Source organism: Limnospira sp. PMC 1279.21, from assembly GCF_032349615.1.
GTDB lineage: Bacteria > Cyanobacteriota > Cyanobacteriia > Cyanobacteriales > Microcoleaceae > Limnospira > Limnospira fusiformis.
On sequence record NZ_JARPLU010000002.1, the window covers coordinates 14402 to 30908 of the forward strand.

General features: G+C 43.2%; 25 protein-coding genes. 22 read left to right on the plus strand and 3 right to left on the minus strand.

What is annotated here, in order from left to right; all coding sequences use genetic code 11:
- The first annotated feature begins 5 nt into the window (after window positions 1–5).
- Window positions 6–155, plus strand: a complete 150-nt coding sequence (locus tag P5683_RS00460) for a UPF0175 family protein (protein ID WP_006622865.1) — start codon at window positions 6–8, stop codon at window positions 153–155.
- Window positions 146–418 carry a DUF3368 domain-containing protein gene (locus tag P5683_RS00465; RefSeq protein WP_008056114.1) on the plus strand — a complete coding sequence of 91 codons (273 nt, stop codon included), beginning with the start codon at window positions 146–148 and terminating at the stop codon, window positions 416–418. The genes P5683_RS00460 and P5683_RS00465 overlap by 10 nt, the downstream gene beginning before the upstream one ends.
- A gap of 153 nt (window positions 419–571) precedes the next feature.
- Here the strand turns inward: P5683_RS00465 and P5683_RS00470 are convergent, their stop codons facing one another.
- Window positions 572–958: a type II toxin-antitoxin system VapC family toxin gene (locus P5683_RS00470; protein WP_006670553.1), complete on the minus strand. Its 387-nt coding sequence runs from the start codon at window positions 956–958 to the stop codon at window positions 572–574.
- Window positions 958–1182, minus strand: a complete 225-nt coding sequence (locus tag P5683_RS00475) for a DUF2281 domain-containing protein (protein WP_006622871.1) — start codon at window positions 1180–1182, stop codon at window positions 958–960. Before P5683_RS00475 ends, P5683_RS00470 begins: the two co-directional genes overlap by 1 nt.
- Before the next feature lie 184 nt (window positions 1183–1366).
- Between P5683_RS00475 and P5683_RS00480 the strand changes: the two genes are divergently transcribed.
- The 20 genes from P5683_RS00480 (at window position 1367) to P5683_RS00575 (ending at window position 15429) form a co-directional block, all read left to right on the plus strand.
- The gene (locus tag P5683_RS00480) at window positions 1367–1576 is read left to right on the plus strand and encodes a hypothetical protein (RefSeq protein WP_006622874.1); all 210 of its coding nucleotides are present in this window, start codon (window positions 1367–1369) and stop codon (window positions 1574–1576) included.
- Window positions 1573–1764, plus strand: a complete 192-nt coding sequence (locus tag P5683_RS00485) for a hypothetical protein (protein ID WP_006622876.1) — start codon at window positions 1573–1575, stop codon at window positions 1762–1764. The genes P5683_RS00480 and P5683_RS00485 overlap by 4 nt, the downstream gene beginning before the upstream one ends.
- Window positions 1765–1852: 88 nt before the next feature.
- A complete protein-coding gene (locus P5683_RS00490; protein ID WP_006622878.1) occupies window positions 1853–2041 on the plus strand; it encodes a hypothetical protein in 189 nt (62 codons plus the stop codon).
- 290 nt (window positions 2042–2331) lie between these two features.
- Window positions 2332–2625, plus strand: coding sequence for a type II toxin-antitoxin system HigB family toxin (locus P5683_RS00495; protein ID WP_006622881.1), 294 nt, complete (start codon window positions 2332–2334; stop codon window positions 2623–2625).
- A gap of 13 nt (window positions 2626–2638) precedes the next feature.
- The gene (locus P5683_RS00500; RefSeq protein WP_006670551.1) at window positions 2639–2941 is read left to right on the plus strand and encodes a type II toxin-antitoxin system HigA family antitoxin; all 303 of its coding nucleotides are present in this window, start codon (window positions 2639–2641) and stop codon (window positions 2939–2941) included.
- 591 nt (window positions 2942–3532) lie between these two features.
- Window positions 3533–3901 carry a nucleotidyltransferase domain-containing protein gene (locus P5683_RS00505; RefSeq protein ID WP_315638561.1) on the plus strand — a complete coding sequence of 123 codons (369 nt, stop codon included), beginning with the start codon at window positions 3533–3535 and terminating at the stop codon, window positions 3899–3901.
- On the plus strand, window positions 3901–4230 hold the full coding sequence (locus tag P5683_RS00510; protein ID WP_315645419.1) for a HEPN domain-containing protein: 330 nt from the start codon (window positions 3901–3903) through the stop codon (window positions 4228–4230). Before P5683_RS00505 ends, P5683_RS00510 begins: the two co-directional genes overlap by 1 nt.
- A gap of 230 nt (window positions 4231–4460) precedes the next feature.
- On the plus strand, window positions 4461–4706 hold the full coding sequence (locus tag P5683_RS00515; RefSeq protein WP_039933777.1) for a UPF0175 family protein: 246 nt from the start codon (window positions 4461–4463) through the stop codon (window positions 4704–4706).
- The gene (locus P5683_RS00520) at window positions 4697–4969 is read left to right on the plus strand and encodes a DUF3368 domain-containing protein (RefSeq protein ID WP_315638559.1); all 273 of its coding nucleotides are present in this window, start codon (window positions 4697–4699) and stop codon (window positions 4967–4969) included. The genes P5683_RS00515 and P5683_RS00520 overlap by 10 nt, the downstream gene beginning before the upstream one ends.
- Before the next feature lie 549 nt (window positions 4970–5518).
- Complete coding sequence (locus P5683_RS00525) at window positions 5519–5890, plus strand: HNH endonuclease (protein ID WP_006622899.1); 372 nt, start codon at window positions 5519–5521, stop codon at window positions 5888–5890.
- Between the two features lie 19 nt (window positions 5891–5909).
- Complete coding sequence (locus tag P5683_RS00530) at window positions 5910–6266, plus strand: hypothetical protein (protein ID WP_006622902.1); 357 nt, start codon at window positions 5910–5912, stop codon at window positions 6264–6266.
- A gap of 13 nt (window positions 6267–6279) precedes the next feature.
- Window positions 6280–6669: a hypothetical protein gene (locus tag P5683_RS00535; RefSeq protein WP_006622904.1), complete on the plus strand. Its 390-nt coding sequence runs from the start codon at window positions 6280–6282 to the stop codon at window positions 6667–6669.
- A gap of 288 nt (window positions 6670–6957) precedes the next feature.
- Complete coding sequence (locus tag P5683_RS00540; protein WP_315641724.1) at window positions 6958–8484, plus strand: CHAT domain-containing protein; 1527 nt, start codon at window positions 6958–6960, stop codon at window positions 8482–8484.
- A 202-nt stretch (window positions 8485–8686) separates the two neighbouring features.
- A complete protein-coding gene (locus P5683_RS00545; protein WP_008055885.1) occupies window positions 8687–9238 on the plus strand; it encodes a DnaJ family molecular chaperone in 552 nt (183 codons plus the stop codon).
- Window positions 9239–9240: 2 nt separating this feature from the next.
- On the plus strand, window positions 9241–9522 hold the full coding sequence (locus tag P5683_RS00550; protein ID WP_315641723.1) for a hypothetical protein: 282 nt from the start codon (window positions 9241–9243) through the stop codon (window positions 9520–9522).
- Between the two features lie 112 nt (window positions 9523–9634).
- Window positions 9635–10255: a hypothetical protein gene (locus P5683_RS00555; protein WP_315641722.1), complete on the plus strand. Its 621-nt coding sequence runs from the start codon at window positions 9635–9637 to the stop codon at window positions 10253–10255.
- Between the two features lie 50 nt (window positions 10256–10305).
- Window positions 10306–10434, plus strand: coding sequence for a hypothetical protein (locus P5683_RS00560; RefSeq protein ID WP_006622910.1), 129 nt, complete (start codon window positions 10306–10308; stop codon window positions 10432–10434).
- Window positions 10431–10805 (plus strand): hypothetical protein, encoded by a 375-nt coding sequence (locus P5683_RS00565; RefSeq protein WP_315638555.1) that lies wholly within the window; start codon window positions 10431–10433, stop codon window positions 10803–10805. The genes P5683_RS00560 and P5683_RS00565 overlap by 4 nt, the downstream gene beginning before the upstream one ends.
- Window positions 10802–12445, plus strand: coding sequence for a hypothetical protein (locus P5683_RS00570; RefSeq protein ID WP_315638554.1), 1644 nt, complete (start codon window positions 10802–10804; stop codon window positions 12443–12445). Before P5683_RS00565 ends, P5683_RS00570 begins: the two co-directional genes overlap by 4 nt.
- A 140-nt stretch (window positions 12446–12585) precedes the next feature.
- Window positions 12586–15429, plus strand: a complete 2844-nt coding sequence (locus P5683_RS00575; protein WP_233497509.1) for a DEAD/DEAH box helicase — start codon at window positions 12586–12588, stop codon at window positions 15427–15429.
- 181 nt (window positions 15430–15610) lie between these two features.
- On the opposite strand, the gene P5683_RS00580 is transcribed toward P5683_RS00575, so the two are convergent.
- Window positions 15611–16180 (minus strand): REP-associated tyrosine transposase, encoded by a 570-nt coding sequence (locus P5683_RS00580; RefSeq protein WP_046318755.1) that lies wholly within the window; start codon window positions 16178–16180, stop codon window positions 15611–15613.
- Window positions 16181–16507 lie beyond the last annotated feature (327 nt).

The window sequence follows — 16507 nt, forward strand, 5'->3', positions numbered from 1 at the left end:
TTAAAATGCTATTGATTAATTTTGCAAGTATTAGTCGCTATATCTCTCAGTTTAGATTCCAACAGATTCTCTCAGAGAGGGGCATCAATATTCATTACGATTTGGAGGAATTGCAGGAGGATATACAGCATTTAACGGCTAAGGGATGGCTATGATTGTCGTGAGTGATACTTCTCCTTTAAGTGGGTTGGCATTGGAAGTGAAAGCAGAAGAATTATTGATTGATGAACGGTTAGGACGAAGGGAAGCAATCAATTTGGGGTTGTCGATTACGGGATTATTAGGAATTTGGCTAGTGGCAAAGCGTCGGGGTTTGATTCCTCAGATTAGACCGATTATGGCTCGTTTAATCTGGGAGGCTAATTTTCGGATTGGCTCAAATTTATATACAGAGGTTTTAGCGGCTGCTGGGGAATGATAAAGTGATAAAAATCTGCGTTTGGGGTGGGGGAAAAGAAAACGGGTTTCTAGCCAAGTCTCTGTTCTTTTACAAATATTTTCTAAAGAAACCCGGTTTCTGGGAGGTTTCTGGGAGGTTTGTGAGTCTCGGTGGAGGGTGGTTTGAGATGAACTAAGAAAGTATTTTTACTTCATATTGCTCAAACATACCATCTCCTGATACCAAGGTTAAACCTTCAGATTTGGCTTGGGAAATCAATAATCGGTCGAACGGATCTCGATGATGGAAGGGTAACGTTTGTAATATCAATAAGTGCGAAAGCTGAATGGGGAGAATTTGAATACCGCTGGGAAGGATAAAATTGATTACAATTTGTTCTAGTGGGATTGCCAGTTCGAGTTTACCGAGGCTGGTTTTAATGGTTATTTCCCAGAGGCTAACAATACTTAGGTGCAAAGTGTTGCTTTCATCCTCGATCGCTTGCCTTGCGGTTTGGCTAAGATTTGGGTTGCCTTCTATCAGCCAAATCAAGATATGTGTATCTAATAATAATCTCATTACATATACTCAGCAAAATCATCAAGGGGGGCGTCAAAGTCTTCGGCAATCTTGATTTTGCCCTGCATACAACCAAATAAATTTTTACGGCTGATTTTTGGCTCTACAAATAGGTTTGGCTGTTGTTGCCACTGGGTAATTAAGTAGGAGACGAGTTGCAACTGCTCTTGGCGATCGAGTTGGGTGACTTCTGCTAAGACTTTTTCTAGGAGGGGACTCATCATTTACCTCAACTTGGGTATTTCTTTGATTATACTATTTTGGGAGGGGAAAGGGGAAAAAGTCTGGGAAAAGAAACCGGATTTCTCGCCAAGTCTCTGTTTTTTAACAAAAATTTAACAAAGAAACCCGGTTTCTCAGTTATGGGGATGGGGTAAAATGGAGATACTATCCTGAAGCTGTTGCATCATGGTAACCACCGAAACTGAAATCTTAGCGATTCTGCGTAACCTCCCCCAACCCGCCCTGGAAGAAGCTAAAATCTTCTTAGACTTTTTAGCTTGGCGGTATCAAAATACCTCAGCCAAAGGAGCAACGTTAATCGCAAATCTGCGGGGAAAAGCCACAGGGGATATGACCACTGATGAGATTCTGAATTTAACGCGGGGTGAGGAATGACGGATTTCCTCGTAGATAGTAATGTAATTCTGGATGTATTAACTGAAGATTCCCATTGGTTTGACGGGTCAGCCGCGCAACTAGCTGATTGCGCCGAAAGCGGATTCAAGAACTCGTTACCTTTGCCAATGGGATGGAGTTGTCTGGGATGGGGGAACTATCTCGGTAATGGTGTGAAACCCAAATAAAATCTCTATTGTTACCCAGGAAATCACCATGAATATTAGGCAATTGATTGATTTCGCCGACCCGGTTAATTTATGAGGAAAAATAGTCATGAAAGGAATTCAATTTGTGGTGAATGAAGCCGGAGAAAAACAGGCAGTATTAATTGATTTGGCTGAGTGGGGTGAGTTATGGGAAGATTTCTATGATGTGTTGGTGGCTCATGCTCGTGAGCAGGAGGAGGAGGTGTCTTGGGAGGAGTTAAAACAAGACATCCAGGCAGAAGCGAATCGCAAATGAAGGGTATGCTGTCCGGTTTAAGAAGTCGGCGGCTGGGGTGGTTCGGATTGTGCGCGTGAGGCATCGTCGGGATGTCTATCGGAGTTGATTTAAGGATGCCGATTAGTCTCAAGTCACAAGGGGATGGCAGGCGGGAAAAGAAACCGGGTTTCTAGCAGCATCTGGTGTTTCTTCACAAATATTTAAGAAAAAAATTGGGTTTCTCAGTCGCGGGGATGGTGTAAAATGGGGGTGCTATCCTGAGCTATTGCGTTGCAATTGATGATTAATGATTGAGGGAAAACGTTGTTGTGAGGATTATTGCTCGCAGTACATTACGAGAGTTTTGGCAGTTGCACGCCGATGCTGAACAACCATTAAAGGCTTGGTTTCAGGATGTCCGTAGCATGAACTGGACAAGCCCAGCAGATATTAAAGCGATTTATGGTAATGCCAGTATTCTTCCTAATAATCGGGTGGTTTTTAATATAAAAGGAAACAATTACCGGATAATTGTTCATGTTCGTTATGATTTGGGGATTGTCTTTATTCGCTTTATTGGTACTCATAAGGACTATGATAATATTGATGCAACCACGATTTAAAGAGGTGAAACCCATGAAATTAAAACCCATTAAAACTGAGGCGGATTATCGTGAAGCTTTAGCAGAGGTTGAACGGTTATTTGATGCGCCTATAAATACGGATGATGGGGATAGGCTTGAGGTTCTGACAGCCCTGATTGAAGTCTATGAAGAACAACATCATCCCATTGAGTTACCATCACCTTATGAGGCTATTTTATACTATCTGGAAAGTCGCCAGCTACCTGTTTTAAGTTTTATTGATGGATTGAAGCGGCGCGGGGTAAGTGAGCAGGTGATTCAAGAGGCTTTAAATGAATCGATAATGGAGAATTGAGGAAAAGGAGCAAATTTCAGGGCTAGTCTGCGGGGAAAAGCCACGGGTCTTCTATAGGGTGGGATTGGTTGCAGGGAATACAAAATTGTAGAGGCGAAAAATTTTTCGCCCCTACCGCAACGGGTGTAATCTGCTATCAATTTTACTTATCATCTTGAACCCAGAACACCCTTGATTACTTAGATTAAACCGATTATGGATAGTTTAATCTGGGAGGCTAATTTTCGGATTGGGACAAATTTATATAGAGAGGTTTTAGCGGCTGCTGGGGAATAATAAAGTGATAAAAATCTGCGTTTGGGGTGGGGGAAAAGAAACCGGGTTTCTAGCAGTATCTCTGTTTATTCACAAAAATTTAAGAAAGAAACCCGGTTTCTCAGTGGCGGGGATGGGGTAAAATGGTGATGGTATTCTCTACCCGGTGTGTGGCTATGGATGAAAAGCGATCGCAGTCTTATCTCTCGCGGATTCGAGAACTCCTTACCTAGATACTTGGCGGATGATGCGGTTAAGCTACCATTGATCAGCTTTGGGAGAGCGGTTAATCATTGTTCTCGATCAACCTTTTGGGCTAGGGATGAATATTGTGTAATGAAACATCAAAATTTATCGGAAATTATCGAGTTAATTAAAAGTTGGTTTGGGGTACATTATGGCGATCGCGTGAGTCAAATTGTCTTATATGGTTCTCAGGCGAGAGGGGAAGCCAAACCTGATTCTGATATTGATATATTGATTGTTCTGAGGCAGGGTTTTGATTATGCTCAAGAAATTGAGAGGACGAGTGAGTTTATTCAGGAATTATCTTTAACGTATGATACGGTTATTTCCCGTGCTTTTATTTCGGATTTTCGGTTTAATCATGAAAAAAGTCCTTTTTTACTGAATGTTCATCGAGAGGGAATTGATTTATCAAGGATGAACAGCGGTTATTGTTGGAGAAGGCGCGGCGGAGTTTAGTGGGGGCAAGTTTATTGTTAGAAAATAACCTGGCTGAACTGTCAATGTCTCGTGCCTATTATGCGATGTTTTATGTGGCTTGTGCATTTTTGCTCGGTAAGGATTTAAGTTTTTCGAGCCATTCTGCTGTCATCAGTGCTTTTGGTCGGGAATTTGCCAAGGATAATCAAAGTTTTCGAGAATTTCACAGATATTTGATTGATGCCCAGGATTTGCGAAACCGTAGTGATTATGATTTAGATGTTGGCATTGGTGCATCTGAGGTGAGGGTACAGATTCAAATAGCTGAAAGTTTCATGGATTTTTTTGAGAATTATCAGGAGGGTTAAAGGGCAAGAAACTGGGTTTTTGAGATAATTTAGGGGTAAAATGAGAGAATGAGCGCAACCAGGTTTCTCCGTTAGGGGGGGAGAAGTGAGGGATGCAAGAAACCCTGTTTCAAGATGGTAAGGAAAAATTTAACAAAGAAACCCGGTTTCTCAGTGGCGGGGATGGGGTAAAATGGGGGTAATATCCTGAAATGCACCATGCTAACCACCGAAGAGGTAAAATCAAGATTATGAGTCTAGTGATTTCCGCAGACATTGTTAAGGCTAGTGGACTTTCTGAACAAGAGTTAATTATCGAGTTGGTATTATTGCTGTTTCAGCAGGAAAAAATTAGCTTGGGTAAGGCAGCCGAGTTACTGAATATCTCGCAGGTTAGATTCCAACAGATTCTCTCAGAGAAGGGCATTAATATTCATTACGATGTGGAGGAATTGCAGGAGGATATCCAGCATTTAACGGCCAAGGGATGGCTATGATTGTTGTGAGTGATACTTCTCCTGTAAGTGGGTTGGCATTGGAAGTGAAAGCAGAAGAATTATTGATTAATGAACGGTTAGGACGAAGGGAAGCAATCAATTTGTGGTTGTCGATTACCGGATTATTAGGAATTTTGCTAGTGGCAAAGCGTCGGAGTTTGATTCCTCAGATTAGACCGATTATGGATAGTTTAATCTGGGAGGCTAATTTTCGGATTGGCTCAAATTTATATAGAGAGGTTTTAGCGGCTGCTGGGGAATGATAAAGTGATAAAAATCTGCGTTTGGGGTGGGGGCAAAGAAACCGGGTTTCTAGCAGCATATGGTGTTTCTTCACAAAAATTTAACAAAGAAACCGGATTTCTCAGTCGCCGGGATGGGGTAAAATCGGGATGGTATTCCTTACCCCGTGTGTGGCTATGGATGAAAAGCGATCGCCCTAAATTAGATCCCAACACCAGTTTACTGAACTTAACTCAAAGACCGCCTAGTGTGGGCAATTGTCACTCAATTCAAACACCGATGGGCGATTATTGGGCCGTCCTTAAGAACGCACTGTAATCTGTAGTGTCAGATTTAACCCCCAATTACCCGCCACAGCCACTAGCCATTGACGATGCCAATTATCCATGATAGGATTAAATGATGTAAGGCACATATAGTTTTCAAGGATTTGGGGTTATGCACCTCAATCTCATGCCCTCTCGCCTAGATCCAAATGGAGGTTTGTCTTGAGATCTAGCAATTTCATGTGCTTCACAACTATTAGATGTGCCTTTATTAAGCCTTTTAAGCAACATGAGGCAATCAGCATGACTGAAAGTTCATCAGACAAGCTCAACCAACTGTATAGCGAAATGTTAGTGCTTCTTCAAAAGGAAGAAAAAATGCGTCAGGAAACTGAAAAGCTTCTGGCAAAAGCAAAAAAAATGATAGATCCGAGGAATGAATTTAATAAATGGCTTAAATCTTCGGAGGGAAAGGATTGGAAAAAAAAGCAATTTGAGTATCAAAACGGCAAGTGTGCTTCCTGTGGTGAAACACTAAGATTTGCTGATGCTGAAGTCCATCATGTACTTTCATTGAAAGAAGGTGGAAAAACTGCTAATAAACCAGAAAATTTTAAATTGCTACATCCAAACTGCAATCGTAAAATTGGAAGTAAATTTGTTAATTTGGATTGAGGTACTAGAGGATTAAATCATGACAAGCAAACAAGAATTAATCAAACAAGTTGCCCAACGTATTAGCTGGAGTCAAGCTGATGTAAAGAGGGCATTGGAAGGTTATGGAAATGTTGAAACGGAAGAGGATGTAATTGCTTGCTGCCTTCATTATGCGGGGCCGGAATTGAAAAAGCGTAATTCTCAAATTGGCTCCATGAAAAGAGTTGACAAGCAACAAAAATCAACGATTGAATCTTTAATCAAACAGATAAACAAGGTGGAAGAATTTTATAAGAATGACATGGTTCCCAATTTAAGGCAAACAATCGATGCACAAGCAGAGAGGATTGCAGACCTGCTAAAAGATGTCGGAAAAATAATCAACATAAAATAGAGGTAGAACGCCCATGAATACTGAAAACCAAAAAATAACCCGTCTACATTTAAAGTCTCTAGGACTGACAGATTATTTGGTTCGAGAAATTGTCAAGGAATTGCCTTCCGAAAAGGAAAATTTATACAATATCTATTCTGTTTCTGATGTTCAAAAGTCCATACAACAGAAATTAAACAATCCTCGGACCAAAGATACAAGCCGGAAAAAATTAGCAGTAGTATTGGAGTGGTTAGATGGCAAATCTAATGTAATTGAAGTTGATTTTCTGAAAAATTTGACACCGGATCAACGATTAGAATTTTTATATAAACGCAATCATGAACTATTTGAAAAAGAGAAGGAAATAAATCAAGAAACGGATGAATTATTAAGAAAAGCACGCCAAATGATAGCGAAATAATAGGCGTCGCACATGTGCGTTAGGATTCAATAGCGAGCGGACAATATCGAGGAGGCGATCGCCTGCTACCGAGCCGCCCTAGAAGTCTACACCCCCTCATCCTTCCCCCTAGACTGTCTCAGAACCGGACAAGGCCTCGGCAACCTCGGCTACACCCTCCAAAACTGGGAAATCGCCATCGAAGGCTACAACCAAGCCATCCTAGCCATCGAACAAAGCCGCTACTGGGCCACCTCCGAAGCCACCAAACGGGAACTCATCGCCAACTCCCTCGATATCTATCAAAAAATGGTGCAAGCCTGCATCAACCACCAAGACTACCCCCAAGCCTTGCTCACTGTCGAACGCAGTAAATCCCGCACCCTCATCGAACTCCTCGACAGCGCCCACCTCTACCCCAAAAACGCCACGGACGCACAAAAACAACGCATCAGCGACTTGCGCCGTCAAATCGCCATGTACCAACAACAACTCGCCTACCCCTCCAGCAACACCCCCACCACCGAAAACAACCCCAACCAACCCTCACCGGAAACCCTCATCCGCCAACAACTCCAAGCCGCTAACCAGCAATTCCAAGACTTGCTCACCGAACTCGACGACCCCAACTTTACCCTCACCCAACAAGTCCCCCCGCAACTCCCCGACTTGCGCCGCCTCCTCCCCCCTCAAACCGCCCTCATCGAGTGGTATCTCCCCACGGAAGCCGACTCCGGGTTTTACGCCTTCCTCGTCACCCGCGAAAACGACCAAATCCAGATTACCCCCCACCCCTTCAACGCCACAGACCGCCAACACCTGGACCAAGCCATCAGCGACTACCGCAGCGACTACGGACAACCCTCCTGGAATCAGCAACTCCCCCAACGCCTGGAAACCCTCAGCGCCGCCTTGCAACTCCCCCGCCTTCTGGGTGACTTATCCCAGATTAAACAGCTTATCCTGATTCCCCACCGGGAACTGCACCTCATCCCCCTCCACGCGCTCCCCGTCCCCTCTTCTCCCCTCTCCCGCGCTGGGAGAGGGGCTGGGGGTGAGGGCAAACCCCTACAAGACGGGTTCCCCGTGCAATATGCCCCCAGTTGTCAAATTCTCAACACCCTCCAGCAGCGTCCCCCCCTCAACCGGGAAACCGTCCCCTTTTTCGCGATTCAAAACCCGACCGAAGACCTGAACTATGCCGAGTGGGAGGTGGAACTATTATTGCGCCAATTCAGCCCCCATCAAGTCTTGCGTCGCGACAAAGCTACCCAGGAGAATTTAAGCCAACCCCAGACCCAAACCTTCCTGGAACAGAGTCACGCGGTCCACTTTGGCTGTCACGGTGAATTTGACCCGGACAACCCCCTCAACGCCTATCTGAGACTGGCTAATCAGGAAAAGCTGACGTTTCTGGATATTTTCAACGGTCTTAATATTCCCCTCTGTCGCCTGCTGGTGCTGTCGGCTTGCAAAACGGGCTTGGTGGAAACCTCCCACACGGATGATTATGTGGGATTATCCAGTGCGTTTTTCTACGCCGGAGCGCGAACGGTGGTCGCCAGTCTCTGGAATGTGGATGAACTGGCGGCGACTCTGGTGACGCTGCGCCTCTATCAAATTTTACCGGATTATCCCTCGGTGACAGTGGCTTTGCAAGCGGCTCAAACTTGGTTGCGGGGGGTATCTTGTGATGATATTCTCGACTGGCTAAAACATGAGCAGAAGGCGACCCCGGAGGAAGTGGAAGAAGTGGAAGACCGTTTGATTTTATTTGATGACCCCCCGTTTGCGGAGGCTTGTTATTGGTCTGCGTTTACGGCAACGGGTTTATAATGGGGTGGGTTGAGTGATGATGAGGTTAGACGATGCCGACTTGATGTGGCGCAGGCGGTGGGGGCGTTTTTAGGGGTAACGCAGCCATCCCATAGCGAGATAACCCCCGGCGAATACGACACCTTTTTGCCAGAATAACTTTCCTTGACTTAGCCTGAATGTCTTGCCATAATTAATAAAGTAAAGTTGTGGTGGTACTCCCATGCCCCAAGTAGTTCTAGATCCACAAGTAAAGACTGAGATAGATCGTCTTGCTCAAGTCAGGCAAGTTGACTCGGAACTGTTGGAGCAGTTTGCCTATTTCGTTCTGGAGATATCACAGCAAAAGTCAAGCAAGAAAGCTCAGTCGCTGAAGACTGATGAGCTAAAAAAAGCTATTTATGAGCGGTTTGGCGTGAACAATACATCAGAGTTGAAAAAATCTGGTGGTTTCAGGATGGCGACTGATGGTATGGACTCGTTAGACTTCCGCTTAAAACCAACCTGGGAAACACTCTATCGAAAGTTTGTAGGTATCCTTCCCCATGAGCAAAGCCAGGAAGGATATGGTTGTATTAATGGAATTGATATCTTTAAATACTTTAAACCCTGGCAGGTATTTGGACTAGATCCCAAAACTGCTACCAAGAATGATGTTAAAGCTGCCTACTATCAATTATCAAAAATTTATCATCCAGACAATTTAGTGACGGGTGACAGAGCTATTTTTGAGCAGGTCGAAAATATGTACAAGAGTATAATTGCTGGATTCTGAAGATGCCTTTTGATAAAGAAGTTTTCTATATTGAAGAAATAAAGCTGGCTGAGGCTTTAGGGCTAAATCAACAAAGTTTAGACGAAATAGTGGATTTTTTACAGGCATCTGCTGATGAAAGTATTCAACTCAAAGAATGGTTGCATTTTGCAATACAAAATTATGTAAATAAACAACCGATTCGGATATTTTCTCGGGAAGGAGCTTTGGCTATTGCCAGTTATCTGGATTTGAGAGGTGATGCCACTAAAATTGCCCTAAACGGAGTTATTGCCTTACTATAGCCTCAATCAAATAGATGGCAAGATTCGTAGAGCAGTGTATGAAAATAGTTCTTCTTTAGTTTATAGAAATAAACGTCACTGGCTTAGTCGAGAAGATGTAGTGAAGATATTTATGACGACTTCATCAAGGTTAATCCGGGCGTTTGGAGATATTCAAAGGTCGGATTTTCCCATGAGAATAAATATAGATTTTGAAGATTATGACGGACTGAGATTCTTCTCGTTGTCTGGCTTAGAAAAACTCAGTATAGAATTGTCCTTAAAATTGCGTTCAGAAGAGAGGCGTGATTATTGTAAACGGGTGCGTGAAGTTGCTCCTCCGGTATTAAAATTTCTGGCGATCGCACCTTCTCCAGAGCCAAAACAGATTGAGCAAGCTATGAACTTCGCCAAAAATAGAGATAAAAAAACTTGTCAGGTGACGGGTGTTGTTAGAGATAAGTATAACCAACGGATTGAACTGGTTGGTCATCATCTTTATGACAAAAAAACATATCATTTTCTCAGCGCCGTTCCAGATAACATCTTAACAATTGACAAAAAACTACATGAAGATTTTCATCAATGGAATGGAGGAACCCAAGAAACTTGTACAATTGATGATTTCATTGATTATGTGGAGTGGCGCTATCCAGAAAAGCATGAATTAATCTTAACCTTGCATAATAAGCAAATAGATCTCAGGTTAAAATTGGCTAAATTCCAACGGACATTACCGGAAAGTAGAGATTAAAGTTCTGGTATTCTTGACTGGCTCAACTATGACTTGAAGGCGACGGCGAAATGGAAGAAGTGGAAGACCGTTTGAGTTTATTTGATGACCCCCCCTTTGCGGAGGCTTGTTATGGGTCAGACTTGACGGCGAAGGGTTATAATAGGGGAGAATTGAGCCATGATGAGGTCGAACCATGATGCCAACATCTGAAAATGAACGGATTGTGCGGGCTTTTTTACTGCTTCTGCATCGAGAAAGCAAAAAACCCGAGAGTGCGATTATTCCCCCCACGGCTTGGGAAACTTTGGACGAACTGAAAGCCAACCTCGCCTCAGCTAATGATGATATTAAAACTATAGCACGAGCGATCGCAAAATGGTGTAAAAACCACCAATATCGTGAAATCCTCAAAGCACTCCAACCCGTCCGAGGTGATGCGATCGATGAGTATGAAGACCCAGATGATGTGGCAACGGAGGAAGAAATTAAATTGACTAACTTATCAACTCGATTTGTGCAGGAAACTATCGATAAATCTCAACAGCAGCACCAGCAGCAATCATCATGAAAGATAAGGTTATTTATGCCCCAGAAATCCGCTTGTTTACCTATCATTTAAAAATCCTAAGTACCACCAACCTACAAGACACGGATCAGGATTTGCCTCTCAGGTCAATGATTGTTTATTATCTCCAGTTATTGGCAGATTATGGGTTGGTGGATTCTCTGGTGAAAAACTTACAAAAAGAGATTTTATCCCCGTGGGCAATTCTTGATAATTGGTTTCAGTATATTCAGACAATTAGGGGACTTGTATGGTGGATTAAACTGAGAATAATTGTCCTGGAAATTCTGATTGATTGGCATAATTATCTGAGTGGAAAGACCCTAGAAGATGTCATCCAGGAATATCTATTTAGGTCGGATTTTGATTATTTAACTAATGGCAATAATCTATTTTTTCAAATCATAAATAATCCGGGCAAGATAGGGATTCAACGAGTTAATTTACCGCCCAAATATCGGGGATTTTTTTATCCTCAATATCTGAATGATAGCTATAGTTTTTTATTGCACCTCTTCCATCCCCAAAAACTGGGAAAAGATGGGGTAAAATTCTCAGATATTGCGAAATTAAGCCCCCCAAAGTCATTTTTTGCGGGAACGTCAACAAGCCTAGATGAACCGCTGCAAACTCATCTCAAACACGCCTCTTGGGGAACAACGATGCTGTTTAGTGGTTTTATTGACTCTCGCCCAGGGACTTTGGAGGAGGGGAAAAAATTAGCCGATGAACTATTACAAAACCTGTTAAAACCAGACCCGAAAAAACCAGCGCCGCCTTTCTGGGCTAGTCGAGAGTTTTTGGGGGGATTTCTGTATGAATATCAGGATATTTATAGTCTCCATCCCTACGGAAAGATTATGATTTTGCTGCTATTTTCGGAGGAGAGTAAAGAGAAAATTAATGGGGTTCAGTGGTGGTTACCGGAGTTGTTTTTTTATGAGCGCAAGATTTGCCAAAATTACATAGACAGTCGGGGGGAATATAGTAAGGCTAATCAGGATATTAAAACGATAGAAAAGACGATTCGGACTTTTCCGCCTAATATTGCGACGGATGTTCCGCCGGATTTGTCGGAGGAAGAGTTAAGGTCTTTGAAAAAGGAAATTAAGAATTTGTTGGATTTATCGTTGCGGTATTCTCAACGAATGCGGAGTTTGGTGACGTTTGAGAATACGATCGCCATTAATCGGAATAATTATCTTAATACTCTCACCCGCATGGAGGTCAAAAGTAACAGTGATTTGACGGGTTGGCGGGATAAAGCCAATCATATTTTTGGCACATTTCAGGAACAAATAAAAGCGGATTTGGTTTATCTGCAACAAGGAGAACGCCTGTTAGATACCGCAATTAACACGATTCGCGGTTTGGTGGAAATTGACCAAGCGGAACGCGATCGCCTTTTGGAACATCAAATCCAAATCGCTGGCTGGGGTATTGGGGTGGGGGCGATTGTAGCTTCGACTTCGGCGTTAATTTTTCAGGAGAAAATGACGTTTCCCTGGTCTGATAATCGAGGTGATAATGTGCATCCTTTTACTATTGCTGTCTTGCTGAGTTTCGCCTGTGCTGGGTTAGGGGTACTCTTGGCGATCGCATTGATTAAGTTTGGGAAAAAAAGGCGATCGTCTTCCAATTAAACAGCGGGAGTCAAAAAATTCGGTTTCTGGGAGGGTTTTATGCTAAACTAATTTTCGGAAAATATGGTGTAATAATAAGCTAAAATATGTTAACAGATATTGCTCCAGGGGCACGAATTCTTTGCCGGGATGCTGAATGGTTGGTTAAATCTGTGGCCCTGTCTTCTGATGGCGATCGCATTATTGAAGCAGTGGGAGTGTCGGAATTTCTCCGGGGTCGTCGTATTCGCTTCCTGGAAGAGTTGGAAAAAAAAGACAGGAAACGGGGTTTACAAGTGTTGAAACCCGAAGAGACTCATTTGGTTATTGATGAAACTTCTGGTTATGTCCGTAGTTTATTATTTGTTGAGGCGAATTTAAAGCAAACTATCCCGGAAGATGGGCGGATTTATTGGGGACATAAAGCCGCTATGGATGCCCTGAATTATCAGCTTATTCCGGCGACTAAAGCCCTACAAATGCCTCGCCAACGCTTGTTAATTGCTGATGCGGTGGGGTTGGGTAAAACTCTGGAATGTGGTATCCTGGTAACTGAGTTAATTGGGAGGGGGAAAGGTCGCCGGATTTTAGTGGTTACTACTAAGTCAATGATGGGGCAGTTTCAAAAGGAGTTTTGGCTGCGGTTTACTATTCCTTTGGTGCGTTTGGACTCTGGGGAAATTCAACGAGTGCGATCGCGACTTCCGGGAAATCATAACCCTTTTCACTATTATGACCGGACAATTATTTCTATTGATACCCTCAAACAAGACCGGGAATATCGCAGTTATTTGGAACAGGCTCACTGGGATATTATTATAATTGATGAAGCCCATAATGTCGCCCGCAGAGGTAAGGGTCAGTCGGCTTCGCAGCGGGCGAAATTGGCTGAACGTTTAGCTACTCGTTCGGATACTTTGATTTTGCTTTCCGCTACTCCCCATGACGGGAAACCGGAGAGTTTTGCTAGTTTGATGAATATGCTAGATCCGACGGCGATCGCTAATGAAAGTAACTACACTAAAAATGATATCCATGACCTCTATTTGCGGCGGTTTAAAAAAGATGTTTTGCGGGATTTAAACCAAAGTATCCCTGAACGGAATGTGGAACCTGTAGAAGCGATCGCCTCCCCCCCAGAAGAGGCGGTTTTTCGGAAACTCCACGATTTGCAATTGGTCAGTATTGACCGAGGCAAAAGTGCCGGACAGCTATTTAAAACTACTCTCCTAAAGGCATTCTTATCTAGTCCGGCTGCGGGTCTGGAAACCGTGCAAAATCGCCTGAAAACTTTACAGAAAAAGCTGGATATCTCCACGGAATTAGACCAGGCAGAATTGACTGATTTGGCGGCAGGTTTGGCGGCAATAGATCAGGGGAGTTTTTCTAAGTATCAGCGACTTATCCAACTGATTAAAACTGAGTTTCAGTGGACTGGAAAAGACCCCAAAGACCGCTTGGTTATTTTTACCGGACGTTTGGAAACTTTGCGGTTTCTGGAGGCGGAACTACCCCAAGACTTGCGCTTAAAACCAGAGGCGATCGCTCGTTTAGATGGGGGTATGGCAGATATTGACCAAGTGGAAATTGTCGAGAAATTTGGCTATGAAAATTCCCCGGTGAGGATTTTAATTGCTACGGAAGTGGCATCAGAAGGATTAAACCTGCACTATCTTAGCCATAAATTGATTCACTTTGATATCCCTTGGTCGTTGATGACTTTACAGCAGCGAAACGGACGGATCGACCGCTACGGACAAACTCGAAAACCGGAAATTCGCTATCTGCTGACTCGCTCCCAGGTTGAACGTATGGATGAGGTGGAGCGTATTATTAAAGTACTTTTAACTAAGGATGAACAGGCGATTAAAAATATTGGCGATCCTTCCGTATTTATGGGGGTATTTGACCCGGAAAAAGAAGAAAATTTGACCGCTGCTGCTATTGAAAGCGGAGTGTCGGCGGCGGATTTTGCCGAGGAGTTAGACCGCAACGCCAAGGGAGAGGGAGATGTCGATATTTTTAGCTGGTTTGAGTCGGAGTCTGGGGATACTGATGAGGGGGTTTCCATGGACTCTAGCCAGGGTGAACCTCTGGTGGAAACGGGGAGTTTGTTAAGTCTATTTCCGTCGATTTTTCAGTTTACCGCTACGGCTTTAAGGTTCATTAATTCCCAGACCAGTCCGGTTCATAATCTCCAAATTAACGAAGATGAAGGGTTTATTGAATTGCAACTTCCTCAAGAGCTAAAAAGCCGTTACGATCGCCTTCCTAAAGAAATACAACCCCAGGATAATCGGTTATTATATCTTAGCGATCGCCCCGAAGATATGATGCGGGCCATGGAACAAGCGCGAACCGAAGACGCGGACTGGTCGGCTGTTCAATACCTTTGGGAATTGCATCCTTTGGTAGAATGGATTAGCGATCGCTGTTTATTTTATTTTGGCAGACATCAAGCACCTGTGATACAATTATCTCAGGGATTAGAATCCGATGAGGTGATTTTTATCTGCTTTGGTAGTTTCCCCAACCGCCGAGGAACTTCCGTCCTAAATCGCTGGGTTTCGGTTATCTTTAAACAAGGGAAATTTCAGCGGGTTGAACCCTTTGCGGAAACTCAGAAACGCACGGAATTAGGACTGCATGAGTTGCCCAATTCCGGGACGGTTAATATTGATGATTTACTCCCTTTACGGAGTCCGGCTATTCAGCAAGCGCGGCAATATCTTCAGCAGGAAAGGCAACGGTTTCAAGACCAGTTAAATCCTCAGTTAGAGGCACAACGGGAACGCCTGGAAAGGCTGCAAGGCTATCATGTGGAACAGTTAGAGTTGCGGTGGGAAAGTGATAATATTTCGGCTAATCTGAAGCAGGATAAACAGCAGAAAGAACGCCATAAAATTGACAAGATATTCCAAGATTATCGCGATTGGGTAGAGTTGTCAATGACTACGGAAAGCGAACCTTATCTCAAGTTAATTTTTGTGATTCAGCAAGCATAGAAACCCGGTTTCTTTGTCGAGAAGTCTAGAAACCCGGTTTCTTTGAGAAACCGGGTTTCTTATCCTCGAGAAGCCGAGAAACCCGGTTTCTTTGAGAAACCGGGTTTCTTATCCTTGAGAAGCCGAGAAACCCGGTTTCTTTGAGAAACCGGGTTTCTTATCCCTGGGTTTCTTTTAGCTTCTATTCATCAAGTAGTAAGTGCTGAATTGATGAGGTTTGGATATGACTTTCGACAAAAGACTGATAATCATTCACCGAATTAAAAAGCGATCGCACCCCATCAATTTTCGGCAAAGTTCCCCCACGCAATTGGAGATATTCGGGATAGCTAGAAAACTCCCAATCTTCGGGTTTTTTAACCAAATTAGCCTTAACTGGGTTTAAATGAATATATCGTGTTAAATGGAATAAATATTCATCATTATCAACAGCGATCGCTTGAAATCTACCTTGAAATAAACCGCCAACCCTGTCATACTGCTTGTTAATTGCTTTCACATAAGACAAGCTAAATTTTTGCATCACCTCAGAAAAACAATTCTGTTTCAAATATACCAATAAATGATAATGATTAGGCATCAAACAATAAGCAATAATATCAGCCACATTAGATTCAACCAAATATTTTCTAATCAGGCGCAAAAAATGAATATAGTTGTCTTGGGTAAAAAAGATAATTTGATGATTATTACCTCGATTATAAATATGGTAGTAATGACCCGTTTCAAAAACAATTTTGCGACGTGGCATTTCCAATCAACTCCCACAACTTCAACTTTTATAACTCCGTTAAATTTTAGCGCAAGAGAGGTCTAGAAACCCGGTTTCTTTTTCGAGAGGTCTAGAAACCCGGTTTCTTCGAGAAACCGGGTTTCTTGGTAGAGAGGTCTAGAAACCCGGTTTCTTTGAGAAACCGGGTTTCTTGTTGGAGAGGTCTAGAAACCCGGTTTCTTCGAGAAACCGGGTTTCTTGGTAGAGAGGTCTAGAAACCCGGTTTCTTTGAGAAACCGGGTTTCTTGTTGGAGAGGTCTAGAAACCCGGTTTCTTTGAGAAACCGGGTTTCTTGTTGGAGAGGTC

Coding starts and splice junctions, on each gene's coding strand:
- P5683_RS00480 (WP_006622874.1), top strand. CDS start 1,367: ATGGTAACCACCGAAACTGAAATCTTAGCGATTCTGCGTAACCTCCCC.
- P5683_RS00550 (WP_315641723.1), top strand. CDS start 9,241: ATGCCTTTTGATAAAGAAGTTTTCTATATTGAAGAAATAAAGCTGGCT.
- P5683_RS00570 (WP_315638554.1), top strand. CDS start 10,802: ATGAAAGATAAGGTTATTTATGCCCCAGAAATCCGCTTGTTTACCTAT.
- P5683_RS00515 (WP_039933777.1), top strand. CDS start 4,461: ATGAGTCTAGTGATTTCCGCAGACATTGTTAAGGCTAGTGGACTTTCT.
- P5683_RS00525 (WP_006622899.1), top strand. CDS start 5,519: ATGACTGAAAGTTCATCAGACAAGCTCAACCAACTGTATAGCGAAATG.
- P5683_RS00565 (WP_315638555.1), top strand. CDS start 10,431: ATGATGCCAACATCTGAAAATGAACGGATTGTGCGGGCTTTTTTACTG.
- P5683_RS00465 (WP_008056114.1), top strand. CDS start 146: ATGGCTATGATTGTCGTGAGTGATACTTCTCCTTTAAGTGGGTTGGCA.
- P5683_RS00580 (WP_046318755.1), bottom strand. CDS start 16,180: ATGCCACGTCGCAAAATTGTTTTTGAAACGGGTCATTACTACCATATT.
- P5683_RS00500 (WP_006670551.1), top strand. CDS start 2,639: ATGAAATTAAAACCCATTAAAACTGAGGCGGATTATCGTGAAGCTTTA.
- P5683_RS00490 (WP_006622878.1), top strand. CDS start 1,853: ATGAAAGGAATTCAATTTGTGGTGAATGAAGCCGGAGAAAAACAGGCA.
- P5683_RS00540 (WP_315641724.1), top strand. CDS start 6,958: ATGGTGCAAGCCTGCATCAACCACCAAGACTACCCCCAAGCCTTGCTC.
- P5683_RS00560 (WP_006622910.1), top strand. CDS start 10,306: ATGGAAGAAGTGGAAGACCGTTTGAGTTTATTTGATGACCCCCCCTTT.
- P5683_RS00535 (WP_006622904.1), top strand. CDS start 6,280: ATGAATACTGAAAACCAAAAAATAACCCGTCTACATTTAAAGTCTCTA.
- P5683_RS00555 (WP_315641722.1), top strand. CDS start 9,635: ATGACGACTTCATCAAGGTTAATCCGGGCGTTTGGAGATATTCAAAGG.
- P5683_RS00520 (WP_315638559.1), top strand. CDS start 4,697: ATGGCTATGATTGTTGTGAGTGATACTTCTCCTGTAAGTGGGTTGGCA.
- P5683_RS00505 (WP_315638561.1), top strand. CDS start 3,533: ATGAAACATCAAAATTTATCGGAAATTATCGAGTTAATTAAAAGTTGG.
- P5683_RS00475 (WP_006622871.1), bottom strand. CDS start 1,182: ATGATGAGTCCCCTCCTAGAAAAAGTCTTAGCAGAAGTCACCCAACTC.
- P5683_RS00485 (WP_006622876.1), top strand. CDS start 1,573: ATGACGGATTTCCTCGTAGATAGTAATGTAATTCTGGATGTATTAACT.
- P5683_RS00545 (WP_008055885.1), top strand. CDS start 8,687: ATGCCCCAAGTAGTTCTAGATCCACAAGTAAAGACTGAGATAGATCGT.
- P5683_RS00470 (WP_006670553.1), bottom strand. CDS start 958: ATGAGATTATTATTAGATACACATATCTTGATTTGGCTGATAGAAGGC.
- P5683_RS00460 (WP_006622865.1), top strand. CDS start 6: ATGCTATTGATTAATTTTGCAAGTATTAGTCGCTATATCTCTCAGTTT.
- P5683_RS00530 (WP_006622902.1), top strand. CDS start 5,910: ATGACAAGCAAACAAGAATTAATCAAACAAGTTGCCCAACGTATTAGC.